This window comes from Acinetobacter sp. S-1, assembly GCF_059579785.1.
Genome location: NZ_CM184207.1, coordinates 2798884 through 2824721, shown reverse-complemented (window position 1 = coordinate 2824721; position 25838 = coordinate 2798884). Strand labels below are relative to the sequence as shown.

The 25838-nt window shown below is 39.6% G+C and carries 21 protein-coding genes; 11 read left to right on the top strand and 10 right to left on the bottom strand.

All coding sequences use genetic code 11. The features are described from left to right. The first annotated feature begins 46 nt into the window (after window positions 1–46). Window positions 47–1960 (top strand): alpha/beta hydrolase, encoded by a 1914-nt coding sequence (locus tag AC52J8_RS13430; protein ID WP_064784306.1) that lies wholly within the window; start codon window positions 47–49, stop codon window positions 1958–1960. Window positions 1961–2015: 55 nt separating this feature from the next. Here AC52J8_RS13430 and AC52J8_RS13425 read toward each other — a convergent pair whose 3' ends face one another. The 7 genes from AC52J8_RS13425 to betI all read right to left on the bottom strand — a co-directional run bounded on the left by AC52J8_RS13425 (window position 2016) and on the right by betI (window position 11006). Continuing rightward, window positions 2016–3350, bottom strand: coding sequence for a basic amino acid/polyamine antiporter (locus AC52J8_RS13425; RefSeq protein ID WP_496538798.1), 1335 nt, complete (start codon window positions 3348–3350; stop codon window positions 2016–2018). Window positions 3351–3355: 5 nt separating this feature from the next. Next, window positions 3356–4234, bottom strand: a complete 879-nt coding sequence (locus AC52J8_RS13420; RefSeq protein WP_130118744.1) for a homocysteine S-methyltransferase family protein — start codon at window positions 4232–4234, stop codon at window positions 3356–3358. Window positions 4235–4450: 216 nt separating this feature from the next. Next, on the bottom strand, window positions 4451–4921 hold the full coding sequence (locus AC52J8_RS13415; protein ID WP_208753192.1) for a hypothetical protein: 471 nt from the start codon (window positions 4919–4921) through the stop codon (window positions 4451–4453). Between the two features lie 91 nt (window positions 4922–5012). Beyond that, on the bottom strand, window positions 5013–6653 hold the full coding sequence (gene mqo / locus AC52J8_RS13410; RefSeq protein ID WP_032056881.1) for a malate dehydrogenase (quinone): 1641 nt from the start codon (window positions 6651–6653) through the stop codon (window positions 5013–5015). Window positions 6654–7163: 510 nt separating this feature from the next. Further along, entirely contained in the window at window positions 7164–8822 is a 1659-nt protein-coding gene (betA, locus tag AC52J8_RS13405) for a choline dehydrogenase (RefSeq protein WP_002117700.1), read from the bottom strand. A gap of 95 nt (window positions 8823–8917) precedes the next feature. Next, entirely contained in the window at window positions 8918–10390 is a 1473-nt protein-coding gene (betB, locus tag AC52J8_RS13400) for a betaine-aldehyde dehydrogenase (protein ID WP_086400187.1), read from the bottom strand. After that, complete coding sequence (gene betI / locus AC52J8_RS13395) at window positions 10383–11006, bottom strand: transcriptional regulator BetI (RefSeq protein WP_005070763.1); 624 nt, start codon at window positions 11004–11006, stop codon at window positions 10383–10385. Before betI ends, betB begins: the two co-directional genes overlap by 8 nt. A gap of 264 nt (window positions 11007–11270) precedes the next feature. Between betI and AC52J8_RS13390 the strand changes: the two genes are divergently transcribed. From AC52J8_RS13390 to AC52J8_RS13375, 4 genes are all read left to right on the top strand, one after another. Then, entirely contained in the window at window positions 11271–12893 is a 1623-nt protein-coding gene (locus tag AC52J8_RS13390) for a BCCT family transporter (RefSeq protein ID WP_086400186.1), read from the top strand. Window positions 12894–13013: 120 nt separating this feature from the next. Continuing rightward, window positions 13014–15080: a choline transporter gene (locus tag AC52J8_RS13385; RefSeq protein ID WP_086400185.1), complete on the top strand. Its 2067-nt coding sequence runs from the start codon at window positions 13014–13016 to the stop codon at window positions 15078–15080. Window positions 15081–15091: 11 nt separating this feature from the next. After that, complete coding sequence (locus AC52J8_RS13380) at window positions 15092–15706, top strand: MarC family protein (protein ID WP_002117499.1); 615 nt, start codon at window positions 15092–15094, stop codon at window positions 15704–15706. 250 nt (window positions 15707–15956) lie between these two features. Further along, the gene (locus AC52J8_RS13375; RefSeq protein ID WP_005070756.1) at window positions 15957–16472 is read left to right on the top strand and encodes an acyl-CoA thioesterase; all 516 of its coding nucleotides are present in this window, start codon (window positions 15957–15959) and stop codon (window positions 16470–16472) included. Window positions 16473–16602: 130 nt separating this feature from the next. Here the strand turns inward: AC52J8_RS13375 and AC52J8_RS13370 are convergent, their stop codons facing one another. Next, a complete protein-coding gene (locus tag AC52J8_RS13370; protein ID WP_000761577.1) occupies window positions 16603–16803 on the bottom strand; it encodes a hypothetical protein in 201 nt (66 codons plus the stop codon). Window positions 16804–17303: 500 nt separating this feature from the next. On the opposite strand from AC52J8_RS13370, the gene AC52J8_RS13365 reads away from it, so the two are divergent. Beyond that, complete coding sequence (locus AC52J8_RS13365) at window positions 17304–18302, top strand: CobW family GTP-binding protein (protein ID WP_140157922.1); 999 nt, start codon at window positions 17304–17306, stop codon at window positions 18300–18302. Between the two features lie 45 nt (window positions 18303–18347). Here AC52J8_RS13365 and dctA read toward each other — a convergent pair whose 3' ends face one another. After that, a complete protein-coding gene (dctA, locus tag AC52J8_RS13360; RefSeq protein ID WP_086394370.1) occupies window positions 18348–19610 on the bottom strand; it encodes a C4-dicarboxylate transporter DctA in 1263 nt (420 codons plus the stop codon). Window positions 19611–19799: 189 nt separating this feature from the next. Here dctA and AC52J8_RS13355 point away from each other — a divergent pair, with 189 nt between their 5' ends. The 5 genes from AC52J8_RS13355 (at window position 19800) to pgaD (ending at window position 24769) form a co-directional block, all read left to right on the top strand. Next, on the top strand, window positions 19800–20330 hold the full coding sequence (locus tag AC52J8_RS13355) for a YaeQ family protein (RefSeq protein ID WP_005075397.1): 531 nt from the start codon (window positions 19800–19802) through the stop codon (window positions 20328–20330). Between the two features lie 86 nt (window positions 20331–20416). After that, window positions 20417–20755, top strand: a complete 339-nt coding sequence (locus AC52J8_RS13350) for an FKBP-type peptidyl-prolyl cis-trans isomerase (RefSeq protein ID WP_002117532.1) — start codon at window positions 20417–20419, stop codon at window positions 20753–20755. A gap of 243 nt (window positions 20756–20998) precedes the next feature. Next, entirely contained in the window at window positions 20999–22993 is a 1995-nt protein-coding gene (gene pgaB, locus AC52J8_RS13345) for a poly-beta-1,6-N-acetyl-D-glucosamine N-deacetylase PgaB (RefSeq protein ID WP_086400184.1), read from the top strand. Between the two features lie 13 nt (window positions 22994–23006). Then, complete coding sequence (pgaC, locus tag AC52J8_RS13340; RefSeq protein ID WP_002117710.1) at window positions 23007–24266, top strand: poly-beta-1,6-N-acetyl-D-glucosamine synthase; 1260 nt, start codon at window positions 23007–23009, stop codon at window positions 24264–24266. A gap of 83 nt (window positions 24267–24349) precedes the next feature. Beyond that, window positions 24350–24769, top strand: a complete 420-nt coding sequence (pgaD, locus tag AC52J8_RS13335) for a poly-beta-1,6-N-acetyl-D-glucosamine biosynthesis protein PgaD (RefSeq protein WP_044100554.1) — start codon at window positions 24350–24352, stop codon at window positions 24767–24769. 102 nt (window positions 24770–24871) lie between these two features. Here pgaD and AC52J8_RS13330 read toward each other — a convergent pair whose 3' ends face one another. Beyond that, window positions 24872–25660: a crotonase/enoyl-CoA hydratase family protein gene (locus tag AC52J8_RS13330; protein ID WP_197738938.1), complete on the bottom strand. Its 789-nt coding sequence runs from the start codon at window positions 25658–25660 to the stop codon at window positions 24872–24874. Window positions 25661–25838: the final 178 nt, after the last annotated feature.

The following is a 25838-nucleotide window of genomic DNA, read 5'->3' as shown; positions in this document are numbered from 1 at the left end:
AGGCATAATGACCAGATGGGGAATACATTCGATTAAGGAAGGCAGAATGACAAAGTCTTACCATTATTCAATCATAACAATAATGGCTTTGCTCAGTGGCTGTCAGGTCATTCATTTAAAAGAAAGTAATTTAAGCAATGCTTTAAAAAGTAAGAATGAAAGTATTCTGACCGATGGCACCTTAAGTCATCAAACCCAAAACTTACTGTATTTGGTCAAAGAAGATGAAAAAACTTGCCTACAAAATTTTGATGATTGTTTAAAGAAAATTCAGAGCCTGTCCGAAAATAGTAGCCGAGAAGAACGCTATGCCGCGTTGAGTGAAATTTACTTGGCAAAAGCTTTAGATGTCGGGCGTAGTAGCCAGTGTAACGTCATTAATAAAAGTAACAGTTGCGTTGAGCAAGAGTTAGCGCTGTTCGATAAAAGCTTGCGCTATAGTTATGTCTATTTATTTGATTCTGAAGAGTCACCGTTTGATCGGGTATTTGACCATCGCCAAAATCAGGTACGTATTTTTTATAACGTGGCCTTGTCAAAGCTTATGACCACGTATTTTAATCATTTAAATACGCATCGTTTTCCGCCATTGCTGAAAGCAGATGGGCATGAGTACCATGTCAATTTTGACCACGCGTTAGATGTACAAAAAATTGAAGTCGATACTTTTCGCTCCAGCTATAACATGAACTTTTCCGGTTTTAATACCGTCAACCGTAAGGATGGTTTGGGGGCAGAGTTTATTGTTGGGCGTAAAGAAAATGATGTGAATCACGGCTTCATTTTAGACCCCGATAATTTTTATGCTCACCAAGCCAACCCTAATATTCATTTACCACGCTTCTTTCCAGCCACTGCTATTGCATACCCAAAACAAAAAGCCACAGCCGATCAGGTGATTGCTGGGGCAGAGTTAGAAATTGCGATGTTCGATCCATATCGACAAGACCGTGTAAAAATTGAAGGTGTGGACTATCCACTGACTGCAAACTATTCGGCACCTTATGGGCTGTGGCTATCGAAATATAATTTAGGTGCGGCAGGTTATTGGTCTTTAATTAATAAAGAAGCCAATTTAATCATGCCGCATTTATATATGCTGGAACCTTTTAACCCGAATAAGAAAATTATTGTGTTTGTTCATGGTTTAGCAAGTAGCCCAGAGGCGTGGGTGAGCCTAACCAATGACATTATGGGCGATGCCGAATTAAGGAAAAACTATCAGGTTTGGCAGGTGTTTTATTCAACCAACATGCCAATTTTTGAAAGTCGTTTTCAGATATATTCATTGTTGAATCAGGCTTTTCAAAACATTGCCAAAGACAGTTACGCTGCACATGATGCGGTGTTAGTTGGGCACAGTATGGGCGGCGTGATTAGCCGTTTACTGGTGAGCAATGCCGATGTTTCAGAGCAAGCCATGCAAAAAATGAATGAAGCTCAGCTAAATCGTTTAAAAGAAAATCCAGTCATTCGTGAGCGTTTTCAGTTCAAGGCTTTGCCATATTTTAATCGAGTTGTTTTTGTTTCGGCACCGCATCATGGTACAGACTACGCTGACCGATGGTTTACCCAAATTGCCCGCCGTATCATTCGTTTGCCAGCTGATTTTTTTATTGCAGTTGAAATGAGAGATGAGAAAAATACAAAACTCAGAAAAGGATTAATTGAAAATGGGGCAAGTAATTTAAGCCGTTCTTCCAACTTTATGCAGTTGACTCAAGCTATTCAACCATCATCCCAAGTGGTTTATCACTCGATTATGGGCAATATTCATGGCACGCCAGATAAGTTAAAAAGCAGTGATGGAATTGTGCCGTATCAAAGTTCGCATTTGGGTGGGGAGCAGTCGGAGTTGATCATTAAAGGTGGCCATTCGATTCAAACTAGCCCTGAGGCAATTTTAGAATTACGCCGTATTTTACGATTGCATTTAAAGCAGTCGCAGTCTTCAAAATAGAGAGTTTTATTCTTAGAAAACCACTGCTGAACTGGGTCAACAGTGGTTGAAATAATTAATTTAGCTGATTTTGTTTGAGCGATTTTTTATGCTCAAAGTAGCTGATTGAAAAAATAATCAAGCCGACCAAATACAACACACCAGACAAGAGTAGTAAGTCTAGTCCTGCGGCATAGAGTAACCAAAGCGCATAGATTGAAGCGACGCTTGCAATCGCAATATGAGGCGTGCGTTTATGACGAATGGATTCTTTAAGGTAAAAAGCTGACACCAGAAAATAAGGCAGCAAAATCATGACCGATGAAATCAATAAAAGCTGAGTGTAGTTTTTATTGAAAAAATACACGGCAATGAGTGAGCCTTGTACCACAAGCGTCGTCAGCCAAAGTGATGAGATTGGTACATTATTCTGATTATTCTTTAAAAATAATTTCGGGAAAGCACCATTTTTTGCAGCCAAAAATGGAATTTCAGTGGCAAATAAAGTCCAACTTAAATAAGAGGATGCAACCGAAATAATGAGTCCAATGGTAATAATGATGGTACCCGGCAAGCCGATCAGTTGCTGTAAAATAGTCGCCATTGATGGGTTATGCATGCCTGCAAGCGCTTCACGACTCGCCACACCATAAGCCAATACTGTCACCATGACATAAAAACTTAATGCCAGCAAAACACCTAAAATAGTTGCTTTACCAATATCATGACGTTTTTTTGCACGCGATGATAAAACAACAGCACCTTCAATACCGGTAAATACCCAAAGGGTAATCAACATCAGGTCTTTCACTTGCTGCCAAAGTGGAACTTTTAAAGAGAAGTCATTTAAGTTGAGTTTGAATAGATCAAACTTAAAAGCGATGAAGGTAAAGAAGATAAAAACCACCATTGGAATAATTTTGGCAATGGTTGCCAGTAAATTCACAATCGCAGCTTCTTTAATACCTCGACTCACTAACCAGTGCACCATCCACACAAAAATGCTTGAGCCAATCAGTGAATAGAGCGTATTACCTTCACCAAAAATAATATGGTCTTTGCTGTCGGTAAACATGCCGACGCCTGAAAAGGCAATCACCACATAACCGACAATACCAATGGTAGTACACAACCAATAGCCCCACGCCGAGCAAAACCCGATCAGGTCTCCAAAGCCTTCGCGTGCATAGTTATAAATACCGCCGTCAAGGTCTGGTCGTTGACGCGTTAAATGCAACAACGAGAGGGCCAAGAAAATAATACCGACCCCAGTAATGAGCCATGCGACTAGAAAGGCAGAGCCGTTGGCGACTTGAGCCATATTTTGGGGAAGGCTAAAAACGCCTGACCCCACCATAGAACTAAAGACCAGCGCTGTAAGAGACAATAATCCGATTTTGGCAGCAGACATGGTATTTATTCTTTAAAAAATTTTGAAAGTTCAGCAATGTGTTCTGGTCCAATACCGCAGCAACCGCCCACTAAACTTGCACCTGCTTGTTGCCATTGCTTGGCAAAACCTAGATAAGCTGGAGCATCTAAGTCTTTACGAATTTCATCCAGACCATCGTTGGCAGTAGCGCTTTCATCTTGTGGTGGGAAAGCATTGGCATAAGCACCAATCTGCACAGACTCTGGAATAAGTCCTTTAATTTCATTAATTGCTTGCAAGATCACTTCAGGTTGGCAGCAGTTAAACAACACTGCTTTGGCATTTGATTGTTTGATGAACTCAGCCACTTGCTGCATATTTTCACCAGAACGAAGGAGTGCTTGTTCTTGTTTAATCTCATCTTGCAGCGTAAATGACACCCAATAGTCCTTACCATCTTGTGGTAATAGCGCATGAACTGTTTCGACTTCTTTTAAGCACGATTGAGTTTCTGCTAACCAGAAATCTACTTCTGGTGCCAATGTGTTAATGATCGGCTCAGCAAGGCTTTTAGCTTGTTCTGGTTGGAACAGGTCAGCACGGTAAGAACCAAATAACGGTGGTAAGCAGCCTGCAATTTTGACATTTTTGCCGCTTTCTTTAACTGCATTTTTTGCTTGTTCAATAGCAACTTTAATTAAACGCACGCCGTCAGTTTCAAACCGTTCTTGTCCAATATGAAAAGGCACAACAGCGTAGTTGTTAGTCGTAATGACTTCTGAGCCAGCATTAATAAAATCGAGATGTACTTCTTTTACTGTTTCAGGTGCTTCAATGAGTGCAAGTGCAGACCACTCAGGTTGACGAAATGGAGCGCCACGACGGGCCAATTCACGGCCTAAACCGCCATCTAAAATTTTCATAAATTACAACGTAAAGGGAGAAAAATAATTCAGCTAATCTAGCGTGTAGATGGATTGTGTTCAATCGCGAATATGCTCGATATATTTCTAAATAAATTAGATTGTTATGAATATTTTTTCTTAAAAGGATTTCTGTAGATCATGTTCAGTTTTATTGATGAACTTCATGTGAAAAAGATAAGGTATTTATTTGAAAATGTAGACTAAAAAATAATCTTATAACGCGCCATATTGTTGCCAACTTTCGCCAGTGTGCTGCGTTTTATAATACGCTTTAAGCTGTTCAAGCTGCATAAAGTGTATGCCTGACCAAATTAATAAACTGATGAATATTAAAACTTTAGATAAGCGACGAACTTTTTCTAGGCGAGCAAAAGCTAACAGTACAAAAAATAAGGCAGGTAAAAATATAAAGAATTGAACAGGGGAGAAAAATAAATGAGCAGTACTAAAATATAAAGCCACTGCACTCATCAGCACATTTAAAACAGAACATAGCTTTTGATATTTACCGAGCTTAAATGCATAAGCCGTTATGGCAAGTAACAGGGCTGAGCTGACGTAAATTGCTGTACCGCCAATCATCCACATATAAAACCCGCTTACCAAAAGATAAGCCAGTAGCAAAACAAGCACGAGCTTAAAACCAAATGACAAGAGGCGAGGTGATGATTTTAAAGGCTTCATAGTGAATCTAAATATCTCAACTGAGGTCTTAAAAAACAAAAGGACGAATCGAAATTCATCCTTTTGGAATTTTACTTATACATCGTCAAACTTAGTTTGCTTTTGCAACTGGGGCAGCAGCAGTTTCATCGTTTGCAGCTTTGAACGGAGATGTATAGTTCAAGCCAAGCGTAGAACTTGTGTATTGACGAACTTTGTCGAGTAACACAGGATCTTTGCTTAAGTCTTGTTTATAAGAAACCACAATTTCATGAAGCTTCTGATTCCACTTACCTTCAGTTTGCTCAGGGAAAGCTTTTTCAAGCAAGTTAAGCATGATGTATGGAGAAGTCGAAGCACCCGGAGACGCACCTAACAATGCAGTTACAGCACCATCTTTAGATGCAAAGATTTCTGTACCGAATTGAAGTGTTGCAGGTTTACCCGGTTCTTTCTTGATGATCTGAACACGTTGACCACCTTGGCTTAAACGCCAGTCTTCAGCTTTAGCATCTGGGTAGTACTTACGAAGTTCATTTAGACGGTCTTCATCTGACATCATGACTTGGCTAACCAAGTATTTAACAAGATCAAGGTTTTCCAAGCCAACAGTGGTCATTGGTAAAACGTTGTTTTTGTTGGTTGATGCCAGTAAATCAAGCTGAGAACCATTTTTCAGGAACTTGTTTGAATACGTTGCAAATGGGCCAAACAATACATATTTTTTACCGTCGATATAACGTGTATCAATATGTGGTACAGACATTGGAGGCGCACCAAGTTCAGCACGGCCATATACTTTCGCTGTGTGTTCAGCAGTAATTTTTGGATTGTCAGTAATTAAGAACTCACCACCCACAGGGAAGCCAGCATATTGTTTCGCCTCTGGTAAACCAGTAAGTTGCAATAATTTAACTGCTGCACCACCTGCACCGATAAATACAAAACGTGTTTTAACGTGATCTACTTTACCAGTTTTCAAATTTTTGAAAGACACAGTCCAAGTTTTGTCATCATTTTGGCTGATGCCAGTCACTTCAGTTGATGTCTGTAATTTGAAATTAGGATTTTGATTTAAATGACCCACTAATTGTTTAGTGATTGAACCATAGTTCACGTCAGAGCCAACATCCATACGAGTCGCTGCAACTTTTTGACTAGGGTCTCGGTCATTCATCACTAAAGGTGCCCATTGTTTAATTACAGCTGGGTCTTCAGTAAATTTCATGCCTTTGAACAACGGGCTTTGGATCATGGCAGCATAACGTTTTTCTAAGAATTGAACGTTATCGCCCCAAACGAAAGCAATGTGTGGAACTGGATTAATGAATGATTTTGGTTCAGCTAAAACGCCTTGTTTTACCTGATATGACCAGAACTGTTTAGCAACTTCAAATTGAGAAGCAACTTTTTCAGCTTTGGCAATTTCCATCTTACCGTTTTTCTCTTCGGTATAGTTCATTTCCATAAAGCCAGAGTGGCCTGTTCCGGCATTGTTAAAGCCGTTTGAACTTTCTTGAGCAACTTGGTCAAGACGCTCAAACATACGAATTTGCCAGTTTGGTTCAAGCTCAGTGAAATAAGTACCGAGAGTGGCACTCATGATGCCGCCGCCAACAAGAACAGCATCAACAACTGGCTCATCTTTTGCAGTTTCAACTTGTTTTGACGTTGTTGGTCTAAACAAGAATGCAATACCTGCAATTAGAATAAGAATGATTAATACCAGAAGGTATTTCAAAAACTTTTTCATGTAAGGGGGACCTTAAAATAAGTTATTTGAGTCACTTAAGGTGTGAGGAAACCTAGACAGCGTATCCAGACAAAACGGATATAAATGCGAAAGTAAATTCTCAAAATTAGAGAACTTCGAAAAAAATAAAAATTACTTGGGATTATCGCAAACACTCTATATTTTAGACTAATTTTGCATTGACAAGACAATTTTTATAATAAATGGGGTTCATCAAAATCATAAATATGATTTATATTTAACCAAACTGAGCTTTAAAAAGATAATTTAAGCTCATTGTTTTTATTTAAACATTTGAAATTAAATTAATAATTTTAATTTGATTAAAGTTAAATCATTTGAAGAATATTTGCCTATAAAAATCGATTAATTTTTATTTCATACCATATTTATGTAAATAAGCTGCTCGTAAGTGCTTATTTTCTGTCATACATTGTTCTTATTAATATTGGTTCTATAAAGATTAAATTAAGGGCATATCTCTGCATAAGAAATATGCCCTTTCAGATTTTATGATGCTACATAGAACGGTGCAGTTGAACGTGGTAACGCTTCGCGTCCACGAATTTGGTCTGCAATTTTCTCGGCAATCATAATGGTAGTTGCGTTTAAGTTACCGGTAATAATGAGTGGCATGATAGAGGCATCAACTACACGTAAACCCTTCATACCGTGTACACGACCTTGACCATCTACAACAGCCATTTCATCTTCACCCATCTTGCAGCTACAAGATGGATGGTAAGCTGTTTCTGCATGGTTACGAACAAAGTCATCAAGCTCTGCATCAGTTTGCAAATGTTTACCCGGGCTAATTTCATCACCACGATATGGATCAAGCGCAGGTTGCTGCATGATTTCACGAGTAATACGAATTGCATCGCGGAACTCGCGCCAGTCTTGCTCAGTCGACATGTAGTTAAACAAGATACTTGGATGCTCAAACGGATCCTTCGATTTAAGTTTGATACGGCCGCGTGAAGGCGAACGCATTGAACCTACGTGTGCTTGGAAACCATGTTCTTTCACTGCATTACTACCGTTGTAGTTAATGGCAACTGGCAAGAAATGATACTGGATATTTGGCCATGTAAACTCATCCGAACTACGGATAAATCCGCCTGCTTCAAACTGGTTACTTGCACCAATACCTGTACCGTTAAATAACCACTCGGCACCAATTGCAGGTTGGTTATACCATTTCAAGGCAGGGTATAAAGAAACAGGTTGCTTACATTTATATTGTAAGTACATTTCTAGATGGTCTTGCAGGTTTTCACCTACACCTGGCAAATCATGAACCACATCAATGTCCATTGATTTTAAGAAGGTACTTTGACCCACACCTGAACGCTGTAAAATTTGTGGTGACGCAATTGCGCCTGCGCATAGTAAGACTTCGCGTTTAACCAATGCACGTTGCAAGTTGTTTTGGTCAGCACCAATAATGTATTCAACACCAATCGCTTGCTTTTGATTAAACAAGATTTTATTGGTTGTAGCATGGGTCAAAATAGTCAGGTTTGGACGACCTTTTGCCATATCCAAATAACCACGCGCAGTGCTTGAGCGACGACCTTTAGGTGTAACCGTGCGGTCCATTGGACCAAAGCCTTCTTGTTGGTAACCGTTTAAGTCATCAGTACGCGGATAACCTGCTTGTACACCAGCTTCAACCATGGCATGGAACAACACATTGTTGCCATTTTTAGGGGTAGCAACGGACACAGGACCATTGCCGCCATGGTAGTCATTTTCACCAATGTCACGGGTTTCTGCTTTTTTGTAGTATGGCAAACAGTCGGCATAAGACCAGTTTTCAAGGCCTTTATGAGTTGACCATTGCTCTAAATCCATTGCGTTACCGCGGATATAGCACATGCCATTAATTAAAGATGAACCACCTAAACCTTTACCACGACCACATTCCATACGACGGTTATTCATGTGTGGTTCTGGGTCGGTTAAATAAGCCCAGTTATAGCGACGGCCTTGAAGAGGGTAGGCCAAAGCTGCCGGCATTTGTGTACGAAAATCCAAGCGATAATCTGGTCCACCCGCTTCTAATAATAAAACGGTGGTATCTTTGTCTTCAGTAAGACGCGCAGCGAGTACATTTCCGGCAGATCCTGCGCCAATAATAATGTAATCATATTCTTTAATATTCATAACTATCCTTTTTTTACTAACAGTTTGCCTGAGCAATCTATAAAGACTGCTCGGCATATGTGATTTAGGTTGAAGTGTTTAAAGCGATGGAGGCATTAAAAAATGCTTTGATAATCGCCAAGTTCAACTTGAATAGATTTGATACGGGTATAGTGCCCAAGCGTGGTCAAGCCATTTTCGCGGCCCACACCAGATTGTTTATAGCCACCGACTGGCATCTCGGCAGGCGATTCGCCCCAAGTGTTAATCCAGCAAATACCAGCTTCAATTTGGTGAATAATGCGATGAGCACGGCTGATGTCTTGAGTAACAACGCCAGCAGCTAAACCAAAGGTGGTGTCGTTAGCACGACGGATGACTTCTTCTTCGGTTTCATAGCTTAAGATGCTCATGACAGGTCCAAAAATTTCTTCTTGAACAATCACCATCTGGTCAGTGCAGTCGCTAAATACTGTCGGTAGTACATAAGCGCCTTTGGCAAGTTCGCCCTCAGTTGCGCGGCCACCGCCAATTAACACTTTAGCGCCTTGTTGTTTGCCTGACTCAATGAAGGACAACACTTTTTCCATATGAGGGAAGCTAGTGAGCGGACCGAAGTTTGTGTCTTCAGCCATTGGGTCGCCAATGCGAATACGTTTTACACGCTCTACAACGGCTTTTCCAAAGTCGGCTAAAAGTGATTTTGGAACAAATACGCGTGTACCGTTGGTACATACCTGACCTGAGCTAAAGAAGTTCGCCATGACTGCAATATCTGCGGCACGATTAAGGTCGGCATCTTCACAAATAATGAGTGGAGATTTACCACCAAGTTCCATAGTCACTTCTTTTAGCGTAGAGCCAGCAGCGCTTGCCATAACTTTTTTGCCAGTTTCCACACCGCCAGTGAATGAGATTTTTTCAATCACAGGATGTTCAGTGAGCCACTGACCAATTTCACGGCCAGCACCTTGTACAACGTTAAATACGCCGTCTGGTAAGCCTGCTTCTGTATAGATCTCTGCAAGTTTAAATGCAGTGAGTGGAGTGGTTTCACTTGGTTTGAAAATCATGGCATTACCCGCAGCAAGGGCAGGGGCAGATTTCCATAAAGCAATTTGAATTGGATAGTTCCAGGCACCAATACCAGCAACTACACCTAACGGTTCACGGCGTGTATAAAAGAAACTTGATTCGCGAAGTGGAACTTGTTCACCTTGAATGGCTGTTGCAAGTCCTGCGTAGTATTCGAGTACATCTGCGCCAGTCACAATATCGACTGTAGATGTTTCGCTAAAAGCTTTACCTGTGTCGAGTGTTTCAAGACGGGCAAGCTCATCATTACGTTCACGAAGAATGTCGACAGCACGACGTAAAATACGTGAACGTTCCATGGCAGTCATGGCAGCCCAGATTTTTTGTCCTTGTTGGGCACTTTGTACAGCAGCTTCAATATCTTGTTCAGAAGCTTGCTGAAGAGTCGCGATTGTCTCGCCGTTGGCAGGGTTAATACTATTAAATGTTTTACCACTGGTTGCTTTAACGTAGCGTCCATGGATATACAATTGATGAACTTGTACATCACTCATTTTGTCTCTCCTGCAAAGGCTTGTTCGCAAATTGCAATTGCGTTTGTACATAATCGTAAGCAATGGAACGAGCAAGGTTGCTGTCAAATTCGTTATGACGGCTTAAACTGCCTCGTAACCATAATCCATCAATCAATGCTGCCAAACCTCTAGCGGCAACACTGGCCTGTTGTTCATCCATTAACTTAAGAAAATAAAATTTCAAGTTGGAGTACAGGCGTTGATCATTAATCTTTTGTAAGCGGCTTAAGTCTGGTACATGCATACTTGCTGACCAAAAGTCCAACCAGACCCGCATTGCTTTTTCATTGACCTGACTAATGTCAAAGTTCGAGTCGATAATGGCCTTAATTTGGCTCTCTGGATGCGAATCTGCTTCTGCTCTGTACTGTTCGGTTTTACGACGCAGAACATTTAACATTTCTTGCATACAGGTATTTATCAACCCTTGTTTGTCGCCAAAATAATGGCTGACAATGCCGGTCGACAGCTCGGCTTTTTTTGCAATTTGAGCAATGGTGGTATTGGATAACCCCACTTCATAAATTACGTCGAGTGCAGCGTTCATGATTTCTTCACGTCGCACATGTTCTGGTTTTACTCTGCGTTTTGTCATGGTTGTCCACATCAGCACTTTTATGGGTGCTTAAAATTCAACATGTTAACTTGCAGAGCATCATAGCACTTTTTTATCATACTTGTTATTGATTGAACGTTCAATCAATAACAAGTATGATATGTAAAAATCAATGAATTTTTGAACAAGCTTCTAAAAATAAAGAGGTGAAATCAAAGGTTCTTAAGGATAGGATGATGCGCATAAGTACATTACTTATCACGTTATTTTGAGAAAAATACACCGATTGCAAGGAGCAATAAGATGGTGTTGAAAAGTGATGGATATTCTTCAGACCATATTCGGTTAAATCATTTCGTATTTTGGAGTTCAGCAATCAGTATCGGTATTTTTGGCCTACTTTTTGTGCTGTTTCCAGAAAAAAGTCAGTTTTGGCTGACCTATGTACAAGAGCAGGTAAATCACTTTTTTGGGTGGTATTACATGCTGGTTATTGTGCTGTGTTTGGGTTTTGTTGGTTGGCTCGCTTTTTCGAAAGTAGGGCAGATTCCTTTGGGAAAAGATGACGACAAACCTGAGTTTAGTTATTTGGCTTGGACTTCAATGTTGTTCTCGGCAGGGATTGGTATTGCGCTACTTTATTATGGTGTGGCCGAACCGGTTGACCATTTTTTAAGACCGCCAGAAGGTGAGGCAGGAACGATTCAGGCAGCCCGTAATGCGATGACTTATAGCTTTTTGCATTGGGGGATTCATGGCTGGGTGCTCTATGCATTGCTCGGAGTTACTTTAGGCTACTTTGCTTTTAGACAAAACTTGCCATTAGCACTGCGTTCAGCGCTTTACCCAATTTTTGGAGAGCGAGTGCATGGCTTGGTGGGTGATTTTGTCGATGGTTTTGGAATTTTAGCGACAGTTATTTCCTTGGTTACCAACTTGGGAATCGGAGCGTTAGTGCTTGTATCGGGCATTTGTTATTTACTTCCGCAAATTCCGGATAACTCTGCGACTTTAATTACTGCCGTGCTCATCATGATGTTCGTTGCCACGATTACGACAGTGGTGGGTATTGAAAAAGGTTTGGCGTGGTTGTCGCGTATTAATTTACGTCTGCTATATGCCTTACTTTTATTTGTATTTTTAACGGGTCCGACAAACCATTTATTAAATGGTCTGGTACAAAATACGGGTGATTATCTCAATAATTTTATTGGTAAAAGTTTTGATATGTATTTGTACAATCAAAAAGCCAGTGGCTGGCTAGGTTCGTGGACCGTATTTTATTGGGCTTGGTGGATTGCTTGGGCGCCTTTTGTCGGCATGTTTATTGCGCGCATTTCAAAAGGACGTACGATTCGTGAGGTTGTATTAGGTGTATGCCTGATTCCTCTAGGTTTTACACTGGCTTGGATCTCAGTTTTTGGAAATACTGCCATTTACTTTATCTTGAACCAGAAACAAAAAGTTTTGGGTGATATGGTTTTAACTGATCCGGCATTATCTTTATTTAAGTTACTCGAATATCTGCCGTTTAATCCGTATGTTGCTGGCATTGTTGTTGTAATTTGTTTCGTTTTATTTTTGACACCAGTTGGCTCTGGTACACTAATGATCGCTAATTTGTCCTCAAAAGGGGGCACCAATGATAGTGATTCACCGATCTGGTTACGCGTTTTTTGGTCTGTGGTAATTACCATTGTAAGTATTGGCTTGCTTTTAGCCGGTAGTTTTAACTCCATGCAAAGTGCTGTGGTGTTATGTGGTTTACCATTTTCAGTCATTATTTTGCTCTATATGTTTGGTTTAGCCAAAGCGTTAAAGCAAGATGATTTTGACCCTCAATTAGTGAAAAAACAGTTAGCTGTTTCAAAAGACATTTCGGTTCCGTCGAATTGTGACCAGAATAAAGTGACTGAGGTTTTATAACCTCAACCGATCACATCTATATATTATTTTTTGCGTTTAAAGTCGTCTTTTCATTGTTTTAAATAAGAGTGAAAAGACGAAATTAAATATTTTGTTTTTATTTTATTCCTTGAGGATTGTATGGCAACAGATAATCCAAGAGCAGTTGATGATTTAACATTATCTAAATCTAAAAAAGACCCGCTCAACCGTGTGGTTTTTTATTTTTCAGCTGTACTTATTTTAATTTTTTCTCTCGTCACGTTTTTGTTCAACGATTTTGCAAATCGAGTCATGAATGCCGTGCTTCAGTGGGTAACTTCAACCTTTGGTTGGTATTATCTGCTGGCTGCAACACTATATATGGCCTTCGTGATTTTCATTGCTTGCTCAAGATATGGCAGTATCAAATTAGGACCTAAGCATTCCAAGCCTGAGTTTAGTTTACTCAGTTGGTCTGCCATGCTGTTCTCGGCGGGTATTGGTATCGACCTCATGTTCTTCTCGGTCGCTGAACCACTATCTCATTACATGCAACCTCCGGTCGGAGCAGGGCAAACCTATGAAGCAGCACGCCAAAGTATGGTTTGGACATTGTTTCACTATGGTTTAACTGGCTGGTGTATGTATGCCTTGATTGGTATGTCATTGGGATATTTCAGCTATCGTTATAATTTGCCGCTTACCATTCGTTCTGCACTTTATCCAATCTTTGGACAAAGAATTAATGGGGCAATTGGGCATAGTGTTGATACAGCTGCCGTGATTGGGACAATTTTTGGTATTGCGACGACCTGCGGGATTGGAGTAGTACAGCTGAATTATGGCCTACATGTGTTATTGGGGTTACCAGAAAATATCTGGATGCAATTTATCCTGATTGCTGTTGCGGTCGGTATTAGCGTTATTTCGGTGACATCCGGGGTCAATAAAGGCCTGCGGATTTTATCTGAAATTAATATTTATGTTTCGGTCGGGTTATTGCTGTTTATTTTATTCTTGGGAAATACTGAGTTTTTACTCAATGCCCTTGTCCAAAATATTGGTGACTATTTAACTCGTTTCCCTGCTTTAGCATTACAAAGTTTTGCTTTTGAACAGCCTAAAGAATGGATGAGTAGTTGGACTTTCTTCTTCTGGGCGTGGTGGATTGCTTGGTCTCCATTTGTAGGACTCTTTCTGGCACGTATCTCAAGAGGGCGTACCATTCGTGAGTTTGTATGCGGTACCTTAATTATTCCACTTCTATTTACACTCACGTGGTTATCTATTTTTGGTAATAGCGCATTGCATAGCGTTATTTTTGAAGGCAACCAAACCTTAGCAGCGACGGTGTTAGCAAATCCGGCTCATGGTTTTTATGACTTGTTAGCACAATATCCGGGCTTTACCTTTATTGCTTCAATTGCCACCGTAACAGGGCTTTTGTTCTACGTGACTTCTGCCGATTCGGGAGCTCTGGTTTTAGGTAACTTCACCACTAAACTTACTAATATTGATAATGATGCTCCACGTTGGCTAAGCGTTTTTTGGGCTGTGGCGATTGGTTTACTCACATTAGCCATGCTCATGACCAACGGTATTACCGCCTTGCAAAACGCAACTATTATTATGGGTTTACCGTTTAGTTTTGTGATGTTCCTTGTGATGGCAGGGCTTTATAAGTCACTCAGACTTGAAGATTACAGGCATGCTAGTCGCAGTATGAATGCAGCGCCAGTCGTAGGAAACGTTGATATTCTGAACTGGAAACAGCGTTTAACTCGAGTGATGCATCATCCGGGAACCACTGAAACACACCGCATGCTAGATACGGTGTGTTTGCCAGCTGTTCAGGCTGTTGCTGATGAGTTGATTAAGCAGGGTATGAATGTGGACGTGCAGCAAACCCCGCTTGAAGATGAAGATACGCTTTACCATCTAGATCTCACTGTCCATTTGGAAGAGGAGCAAAACTTTGTTTATCAGATCTGGCCTGTACGTTATAGCGCGCCTAACTTTAGCCAGCGTGTAAAACGAGGCAAGCAGTTCTATTTCCGACTTGAAACCTATCTTTATGATGGCTCACAAGATAACGATCTGGTCGGTTACAGTAAAGAACAGGTCATTAACGATATTTTAGATAAATATGAAAGACATATGACATTCTTACATATTAATCGTATTAGCCCCGGGAATCGTCCATTGTTCCCAGATCCACAAGCTTAAGAGGAAAATGCATGGCTTCTCCTTATCTACATTCTTTTGCTTTATTTTTCTCGTTGCTCAATCCATTTTTAATGAGCATTTATATGATTGGCCTGATCCGCCATTCAGAAGCTAAGGTGTTTAACAAAGCACTGATTCAGGGAAGTTTGATTGCTTTTGTCGTGTTCATGCTATTTGCATGGGGCGGCGAAACAATTTTTAGTAAATATCTGAATGTACGTTTTGAAGCCTTTCAGATTTTTGGAGGCCTTATCTTTTTGGTGATTGGCTACCGCTATGTGTTTCAGGGTGCCGACACCATTGGAGAAATGCGTGGTGCTCCAGAACATCTGGCTGGCACCATTGCCATGCCGTTTATGATCGGTCCAGGGACTATTAGCGCTGCGGTAGTCACAGGGATTGAAATGTCAATTGGTGAGGCAGCGCTAGTGATTGCTTTCACCTTGTTTTTAACTTGCAGTATTTTGATTTTGATGAAATTTTCACATGATCATTTACGCTATAAACATGCCAAGCATATCGACCGCTATTTTGATATTGTCGGGCGTTTATCTGCTTTATTAATTGGTACGATCGCCATTGATATGATCATTAATGGTGTGACAGGCGTCATTAATAAAGTTTAGCAATTCACTCATAACAACCTGCTATGCCATTGAACATGGAATAAAATGGCATAGCATCTTCTAAAAAATTCTAAGATAAATAGAACAGCTTTAAAAAATAACTTTAAAAATAGTGCCTTAAAAAATTAAATTTTAAAAAACAATCAAAGATATTAAAAAATACGATGCTATGTTGTGGATTTAAGCATGTTTTTTTTGTGAATTATCAACCATAATGTTGACTGAGCTTGTTTTAAGACAGAGTTGAGCTATGCCTACATTAGATGAAATGACCACAGCAACTGATGATCAGTCTGAATTGACGATGTCAGTTTTGATGACGCCTGATATGGCAAATTTTTCAGGTAATGTTCATGGTGGTACGATTCTAAAACTACTAGACCAAGTCGCTTATGCTTGCGCAAGTCGTTATTCGGGTGGCTACGTGGTGACTTTATCTGTAGATAAAGTAAATTTTAAAGAACCTATTTATGTAGGTGAGTTGGTAACCTTCTTGGCAAGTGTGAATCATGTAGGTCGTACTTCAATGGAAGTCGGTATCCGTGTTGAAGCGCAAAATATCCAGAAGCGCACAGTGCGCCATACCAATAGCTGTTATTTCACGATGGTTGCTGTTGATGAACAGGGCAAGCCATGTGAAGTACCTCAATTAAATCTCAATACAGAATGGAAGCGTTGCCGCTTTGAAGCTGCTGAGCACCGTAAGGTTTTACGTCTGCAAGAAAACCATAATCCATCTTGTAGCATGTATAAGAAAACTTCTTAAAAAAATAGATCGAATTAAAAAAGGACCGAACCGCAGCATGGTTCGATCCTTTTTTTCTTTACCAAAATTCAGCGTCCATTTTTCATTTCAGTAAAATTATCTCTGAGCTTGGAGGAGAATGCTGAGAGAATTAACGAGTTGCAGGAGCAGCTTCAGAAGCAGAACCTACAGCATCAGATGCAGCATTTGCAGTGTTTGCTTGTTCTTGAGTTGAAACAACAACTTTTTCTTCACCAGCAGTGTTATGTGCTTGGTCGTGCTTAGAAGCAGCAAAAGTTGAAGCAGCAGTTAAAGCAAGTGTTGTAGCGAGTAAAGTTTTAGCTAATTTCATTTTATGGCATCCTTAAATTTCATTTAAAAATAAATTAAACCTAATCGTTCATACATACCTGAAACCTGTATGGCTGAATGACTAAGCTAGGACACATGCTAAGCCGAGGTTTGGATTACATCAATTAACTTAACAATCTATTACGGCTATCTTAACAATATGAAATATACGGACCATTTATGTGAGCAATCTGTAAAATAAAGGGGCTTAAATACACCTTAAAATGTGAAAAAATATTTCTTTTTGAGTGAAAAAAAACCAACTCTGTTACGTAAACCTAACACTCTGGCATGAATTGTGAATGTGCTTGAATAGGATATTTCGTTTGAGTTATAGATGTTAAAAGCTAATTTAGATAATTGATGAGATGCCTGTCACAAATTGAGAGCTTTAGCCTGATAATTGAAAAGTATATCTTCAAAGTTAAAAATCATTTTCATGCTACTTAAACAGTGATATACCTTTCTTAGTTTTTTAAACCTTGTTGATTTGAGCCGCTTGTGAAACTGATTGCCCCAAAAACTGTTCCTACCCATATTATTTCCGGTTTTTTAGGGGCAGGAAAAACCACATTATTACAGCATTTGTTAAGCCAAAAGCCTAAAGATGAGGTGTGGGCTGTATTAATGAATGAGTTTGGACAAATTGGAGTAGACCAACAACTCTTACCTCAAGATGAAGGATATGCAGTCAAAGAACTATTAGGCGGTTGTCTATGTTGTAGCAGTCAATTGCCGATGCATATTGCTTTAGCACGTCTTTTGAGTGAACAAAAGCCAGATCGACTCTTTATTGAGCCGACTGGACTTGGGCATCCTTCTCAGTTATTTGACCAACTGACTGAACCTCATTGGCAAAGTAGTTTAGCCATGCGGGCACTGATTACTGTGGTAGATGGTAGTCGTTTGCATGATACTAATTGGGTTAAACAAAACCTTTATGAAGATCAGTTAAAAGCTGCCCAAATTGTAGTGGTGTCACATACAGATGTGATGAATTTTGAAGATGATCAGGCGCTTGAGCTATTAAAAGACGAATACCAACCTTATCACCAAGAGTGGATTAAGATTGAACATGGTCAGTTAGCTTTAAATAAAATTGATATAGCTGCTCGTTTAACTGAGCGATCTATACAACCTTTACTTAAAATTCAAAAGCAAATGACTGAAACCGAAGTCGCAAAGGAAATTAATCAATTACCTTATCATTATGTCGAGTCGGCACAAGGTTATATTGTGGCAGGTTGGAAATTACCTAAGCGCTGGAAATTCGAGTTTTATGCTTTGCTAGATTTATTATGTGCACAGCAAGACTGGCTCCGAATTAAGGGAATTTTTAACACAGATCAAGGATGGAAAGTTTTTAACTTTAATCCTGATCAGTTTAATTATAAGTCTGGTGAAGAGGGCATTGATAACCGTATTGAAATCATTAGCGAACATAACCATGATTGGTTAGCTTTTGAAACATCATTACTTGCCTGTCAGCTTGAAGAGTAGAGAACATTAAACCAAAAGTAATTCAATGTTCTCTGAAGAGTGGGATTAAGGTTTGCTATCTAACACAGCTTTAGCTTGCCCATGGTCAATATCTTTTTCCCAATGAGCAATCACTACGGTTGCGACACAGTTACCAATTAAGTTGGTACAGGCACGAATAATTCCAATAAACCAATCGACTGAAAGTAGCAGCACTAAGCCAATTGCAGGGAGACTTGGTATCACTGAAAGTGTGGCTGCAAGAATAACTAAGGCTGACCCTGGTATGCCGTGCGCTCCTTTAGAAGTAATGAGCGAAACCAGCAAAATAGCCAGTAAGTCATGCATAGACAAATCAATATTGCAGGCCTGTGCAATAAAGATCACGCCTAAAGTTAAGTAAATTGAAAAGCCATCTAAATTAAATGAATAACCAGTTGGAATAACCAAACCGACAGTTGAATCCTTAATTCCCAAATTTTTGAGTTTTTTCATAATTTGTGGAAGAACAGAGTCAGAAGAAGCTGTACCTAAAACAATAGCGAGTTCATCTTTAAAATAGCCCACAAATTTGAAAATATTGAGACCAGCAAGTTTTAAAATCGAACCTAAAACAATAACAACAAATAAAATGCAGGTTGCATAAAACAGTAAAACCAAATAACCCAATTGTAAGAGTGAATCTAAACCAAATTTAGCAGTGGTATAGGCCACTGAGCCGAATACACCAATTGGAGCTAAACGAATAATAAGTCCCATAATTTTAAAGAAGACTTCCGAAAAAGCTTCCAGCGCTTGACGTACTAGCTCTGCTAAATGCTTAGGAATTAAAAGTAGGGAAACACCAAATAGAATAGCGATCAATAAAACCTGTAAAATATCGCCGTTTGCAAAAGCTGCAGTGAAGGTCTTCGGAATAATATTGAGTAGAAATTCCGAACCTGTATGCATTTCATGGGCACGTTCGGTATAGGTACTTAAATCTTTTGCATCTAAATGGCTAATATCGATATTCATACCGACGCCCGGTTTAAATACATAGGCCACAATAATGCCTAAAATTAAGGCAATACTGGTGACGACTTCAAAGTAGAGAATCGTTTTTGCACCGACTTTGCCCATTTTTTTAATGTCGTTTGCACCATAGATTCCCAGTACAACAACACAAAACACAATTGGTGCAATCAGCATCTTAATTAAAGAAATAAAACCATCACCTAATGGCTTTAAAGATAGGGAGAAATCATGAAAGCCGATTCCAACTGCAACCCCAAGAAAGAGAGCACAAAGAACCTGTAAAAATAAACTACGCTTGAGCTTTAGCCACATAAGTCATCAATTTTAGCAAGAGGAAAATATCTCTCTCTAAAGCAAAAAGCCGGCCAACTATAAAATAAGCTGAGCGTTTTGGAAGAATATGCAAATTTCACATGACTATGCTTTGCATTGTTCAGTTTTTTTATAATTTTTTACCTAAAATCGAGTATCCTTAGCGCCAAATTTTTGGACATATTAATCATGGCGCTTAAAGCAACAATTTATAAGGCAGACTTGAATATTGCCAATATGGATGACCATATTTATGGTGATTATCAACTGACGCTTGCCTTGCATCCTTCGGAAACTTTAGAACGCTTAATGGTTCGTTTGATGGCTTTTGCCCGTTTCGCAAGTGATGAGCTTGAGTTTACTAAAGACCTTTTTGAAACTGATGAGCCAGCATTATGGCAAAAAGATTTAACGGGTCAGTTAGAAACATGGATTGAAGTTGGCTTACCGTCTGAAGATAAAGTCAAAAAAGCTAGTGCGCGATGTAAAACAGTTGCGCTTGTTGTGTATGGCACACAAGTCGAAGACTGGTGGAAACGAAACAGTAAAATTAAAACGTTAAGTAATGTTCAAGTGTGGCAAATTGCCCCTCAAAGTACAGCAGAGCTTGAACAACTTTGTGAACGTACGATGCAGCTTCAATTAAATGTCATGGACAACGAGTGGACGCTTTTAGGTGAAAAGGGTCAGGCAAGCGTTGTGTGGACACAGTTACAGTAACATAGAAAAGCGCAACAAATTCTACAGATTCAGTTGGTACACTAAGTACCAGTTGCGATTGAGAGCTTTAGATTAAGGGGTAAACCATGTCAAATGAATTAGAAATTATTGATTTAAAAGTAGGTGAGGGCAAAGAAGCGGTTAAAGGTGCTTTGATTACAACTCACTACACAGGTTGGTTAGAAGACGGCACAAAATTTGATTCTTCAATTGATCGCGGTAATTATTTTGAATGTGTGATTGGAACAGGCCGTGTAATTAAAGGTTGGGACCAAGGCATTATGGGAATGAAAGTTGGCGGCAAGCGTAAATTAATCGTACCTGCTCATTTGGCTTATGGTGAGCGTAAAATGGGTAAGATTATTCCCGCTAATTCTAATTTAATTTTTGAAATTGAATTATTCGATGTCAAAACTCGTGACTAGTGAAAATTTAAAGCCCTTTAGGGGGCTTTCTTGTTTATATGAGCTTTAAATATAAATACATTATTAATTTATATTTTAGCTTTTTAAATATTTAAGATTATTTTCAGATTATTTGATTATAAATGCTGACTGAGAAACTGTTCATTTATGGGCAGGCTGACATTAAGACCAAATTCCAAAAAGTTTGCGTCTTAAAATCAAACTTCGCATAAATAATCTATATTGTTATTGAGACGCTATTTCATGATTATCCGCTTTGCATCTCCTTTGTTGAACATATCACTTGGCTTAGCTCTGGCAGGTTTGTCAGGCATGGCATTAGCCAAACCACCTAAACTGGACGCGTCAACACTTACGGTGATTGGTTATCATGAAATTACCGATACTAAAAATGCATTAATTCCTCAATATGCAGTGACGACTCAACAATTTACACAGCATGTTGAATGGCTGCAAAAAAATGGATTCCATTTTATTACGGTTGATCAGTTGATCCGTGCTCATCAAGGTAAATTTCAATTACCTACAAAACCTGTTCTATTAACTGTAGACGATGGTTATCAATCTTTTTATCAAAATGCTTATCCTGTCATTAAAGCTAAAAAAATCCCTGTAGTACTCGCAGTAGTAGGTTCATGGTTAGAGCCAAAAGCAGGGCAGAAAGTCGATTTTTCAGGGGAAGAAATTCCACGTGATAAAATCTTAAGCTGGCCTGAGCTGAAAGAAATGCAAGATAGTGGCTTTGTTGAGATCGCAAGCCATAGCTATCATTTGCATCGCGGTATTACAGGCAACCCGCAAGGGAACTCTGAACCTGCTGCAACTACTCGTTTTTATGATGTAAAAACTCAAACCTACGAGAACGATGCACAATATCAGTCACGTATTTATAACGACTTAAAGAAAAATAACGAACTACTCAAAGCGCATGGCTTACGTTCACCACGTATTATGGTATGGCCTTATGGTCGCTATAATATGCAAACAGTTCAAATTGCTAAAAAGCTTGGTATGCCAATTACCATTACACTTGATGATGGGGCTGATCACGCAAAACAATCTCTCCAAAATATGAGCCGTATTTTGGTAGAAGGCGATATGACGACTGATGATTTGGCTCAAGAAATTAAAAATCGTGAATTGAATTTAACAGATAACAACCGTCCGCAAAAAATTATGCATATTGATCTGGACTATATTTATGATCCAGACCCGAAACAGCAAGAACGTAATTTAGGTCATTTGTTAGACCGAATTAATGCGATGGGTGTAAATACAGTCTATTTACAAGCATTTTCAGATCCAGATGCGAATGGCTCTGCTGATATGGTGTATTTCCCGAACCGTCATATTCCAATGCGTGCCGACTTGTTTAACCGTGTAGCATGGCAAATTCAAACCCGTACGCCTGTAAGTCGTATTTACGCGTGGATGCCTTTATTGGCATGGGAACTACCAAAAACTGATCCAGTTTCTAAGGATTTGGTGGTGACAGAGCAGGCAAAAGCTGGTGAACACCTCAACATGGGGTACATCCGTTTAAGTCCGTTCTCAGCAGACGCACGCCAAACTATTCGTGAGATTTATCAAGATTTGGCTAAGTCATCTTCATTTAACGGAATTTTATTTCATGATGATGTCACCTTATCTGACTATGAAGATGCAAGCCCAGATGCCTTAAAAGCCTATGCAAAACAAGGCTTGCCAACAGATTTGGCAAAAATCCGTGATAATGATCAAGATTTGCAAAAATGGACGGCATATAAGACAAAATATCTAGATGATTTTGCAATGCAACTTGTTGATGACGTGCGACAATATGAACCATTCTTGATGACTGCACGTAATTTGTATGCGCAAGTTGCTTTAAAACCATATGCAGAAAACTGGTATTCACAATCGCTTGAAGAGTCATTAAAACGTTATGACTTTACGGCTATTATGGCAATGCCTTATATGGAACAGGTCGATAATGCTGATCAGTTCTATAAAGATATGGTTGATCGCGTGAAACAATATCCAAATGGCATTAAGAAAACCGTTTTTGAATTACAGGCAACCGACTGGCGTAAAAACGAAAAGGTACCTTCAACTGAAATGGCCGCAACAATTCATTCTCTTTATCAGCAAGGTGTAATGCATGTCGGATATTACCCAGATGATCCAATTAAAGATCATCCGGATGTGGACACTATGCATAAAGCATTTGCTGAAAAATCATCTCGTCTTGTGCCGTAGTTGAGGCTAAAACATGACAATCTTTGCTGCAATATGGTCGCATGCCTTAAAATTCGTTTTCTATTATCCATTATTCATGTCGTATTTATGGATGATTGGCGCGATCATTTTCTATTGGAAAGAACGTCAGGCTCCGCCTTACGATCAACCTGCTCCGTTAGAGAGTTATCCAAAAGTCGCTGTGTTAATTCCTTGTTTTAATGAAGGGGATAATGCAGAAGAAACCATTAGCCATGCATTAAAACTGGACTATCCTCATTTTGAAGTGATTGCGATTAATGATGGTAGCTCGGACAATACAGGAGAGGTACTCGACCGTTTAGCAGCACAACATGAAAAACTACGTGTTGTTCATTTGGCGCAAAACCAAGGTAAAGCCATGGGGTTGCAAGCCGGAAGCTTAATGACCGATGCCGAGTTTTTAATTGGTATTGATGGCGATGCTTTACTTGATCCTCATGCAGCAAAGTGGATGATTCGTCATTTTCAGGAAAATCCAACAGTTGCAGCAGTTACGGGTAACCCGCGTATCCGTACTCGCTCAACTTTGCTAGGGCGTATTCAGGTCGGGGAGTTTTCTTCGATTGTTGGCATGATTAAACGTGCACAACGTACCTTTGGGCGCTTATTTACCGTATCGGGTGTGATTACCGCTTTTCGTAAGAGCGCTGTTCACCAAGTGGATTATTGGTCTCCAAATATGTTGACTGAAGATATCGATATTACTTGGAAATTGCAGCGCGCAGGTTGGGACATTCGTTTTGAACCGAATGCCTTGGTCTGGATTTTAATGCCTGAAACTTTAAACGGTTTGTGGAAACAACGTTTACGTTGGGCTATGGGTGGGGCACAGGTATTAATTAAAAATATTGATGTGTTCACCAAACCAAAATTAAATTTTTTATGGCCTTTAATGTTTGAGCTTTGCTTAACCTTAGTTTGGTCATATTTAATGCTGGCGATGGCTTTATTATGGTTGGTACATTTTATTTTACCGGTCCCTGCTTTAGCCGTTGTGAGCTCTCCATTTTTACCGTATGGTAGCGGTATTTTATTGGGGGCAACCTGTCTCATTCAGTTTGCTTTAAGCAAATGGATGGATAGTCGTTATGAACCACATCTAGGAAAAAACTATTTCTGGATGATCTGGTATCCATTGGTCTTTTGGCTAATCACCATCTCGGCAACTATTGTGGCATTTCCAAAAGTTTTAAAACGTGGAGATGAGAAACGTGCGCGTTGGGTGAGCCCGGATCGGGGCATTCGTGGATGAAATGCAAGAGTCATGAGATTTTAAAGATCGTGCTGTATTGATGTCTGGGGAAAACCACAGCACTTCGTTAGGTAAAGAGAGAAATGAAGACAAATTCGTTGATTATTGATTTACGCCGTCAATTACCATGGCATAAGCGCTATGCTTCTACAACAAGCACAGCCATGATGTGGGCGGTTTGGTTGTTGCTGTGGCGTCCATTTGTACTAATCTGGGTTTTGGCTGAGCTCCAAAAAACACATTTGGTTCACCGTTTGTTTAGTGCCTTTGGTTTAGGCATTGAACATGGTATTACTGCGTTAATTGCTTGTGCAATTTGCTTATTGTTGTGGAGTCATGTGCTGCCTGAGCATCGTGTTGGTGGTAATGCGCTTAAAGCAAAACAGACTGATGATTATGCGCGCTATTTTGATTTACCTGAACATGAAATTGAGCAGGGACGTAGTCAGAAAATTACAGTCGTTCATCATGATGAACTTGGTAAAATCATTAGAGTTGAATAAAGCCAATTAATTAAAAAAGCCCGCATCATGTGGGCTTTTTTTTACGCTAATTTCAGTATATCCATAAGTTTTAAACTGTAGAGTGCAGTGCTTGTGCAGGTATTATTTACCTTTGAAAACAGGAGGTCTTTTTTGCAACATGGCAAAAACACCTTCTTGAACATCTTCTGTGGTGAGCAAAGGTTGAAGATGGTTTTGCAATTGCTTAAAGGCAACCTCATAACCTTCGTTAATAGCTTCGCGAGCAGAGGCGAGAGTCGCTTTTACAGCAAGAGGAGCAGCTTGCGAAACATGTTCAGCAAGTTCTATTGCACGGTTGAGCTGAGAGCCTTCTGGGCATATTTCGGTAATCAGGTTCATGTCAAATGCTGCTTTTGCATCGAAAGAGTCACCAGTGAGTAAATAACGCATGGCTTTGGCCCAACCGGCAGCTTGAGTAAATCGTGCTGTAGCTCCACCAAAGGGTAAGATGCCACGTTGAACTTCCATTTGAGCAAATTGTGTATTTTCACTCGCAATCGTAATATCTGCGTTGAGGAATAGTTCTATACCAGCTGTATAACAATAACCCTGTACTGCCACTATCAAAGGTTTACTCAGTTTCCGGCCTATTGTGCCCCAAGGGTTAATTTCATTTTCACTAAAATCAAAAATACCTGTAGCGAGTTTAGGTTGTAACTCAACTAGGTCTAAACCAGCTGTAAAATGATCCCCATGAGCAAAGATAACCGCACAGCGCAGGGCATCATTATTTTCATATTCGGTGAGCGATAGTGATAAGTCTTTGATCATGTGACTATCAAAAGCATTACGTTTTGCTGCCCGATCTAGACCAATTAAAAAAATATGTCCACGAGTTTCACGGCTGACTTTTCCTGCTTGATTTGACATATTGTCACGCTCTTTATTTGTCTTTAATCATGTTTTAAACAATCGTTTAAAAACTAGCAAATATAATTTGTTCGCGACTCGATCGGTATTTCTTTTATCTGTGCATTGAAATAAATCGATGACATTAGAAAAGAATAAAACCTCAGACAATGCCAATTTGCATCATTTATTTAAATTA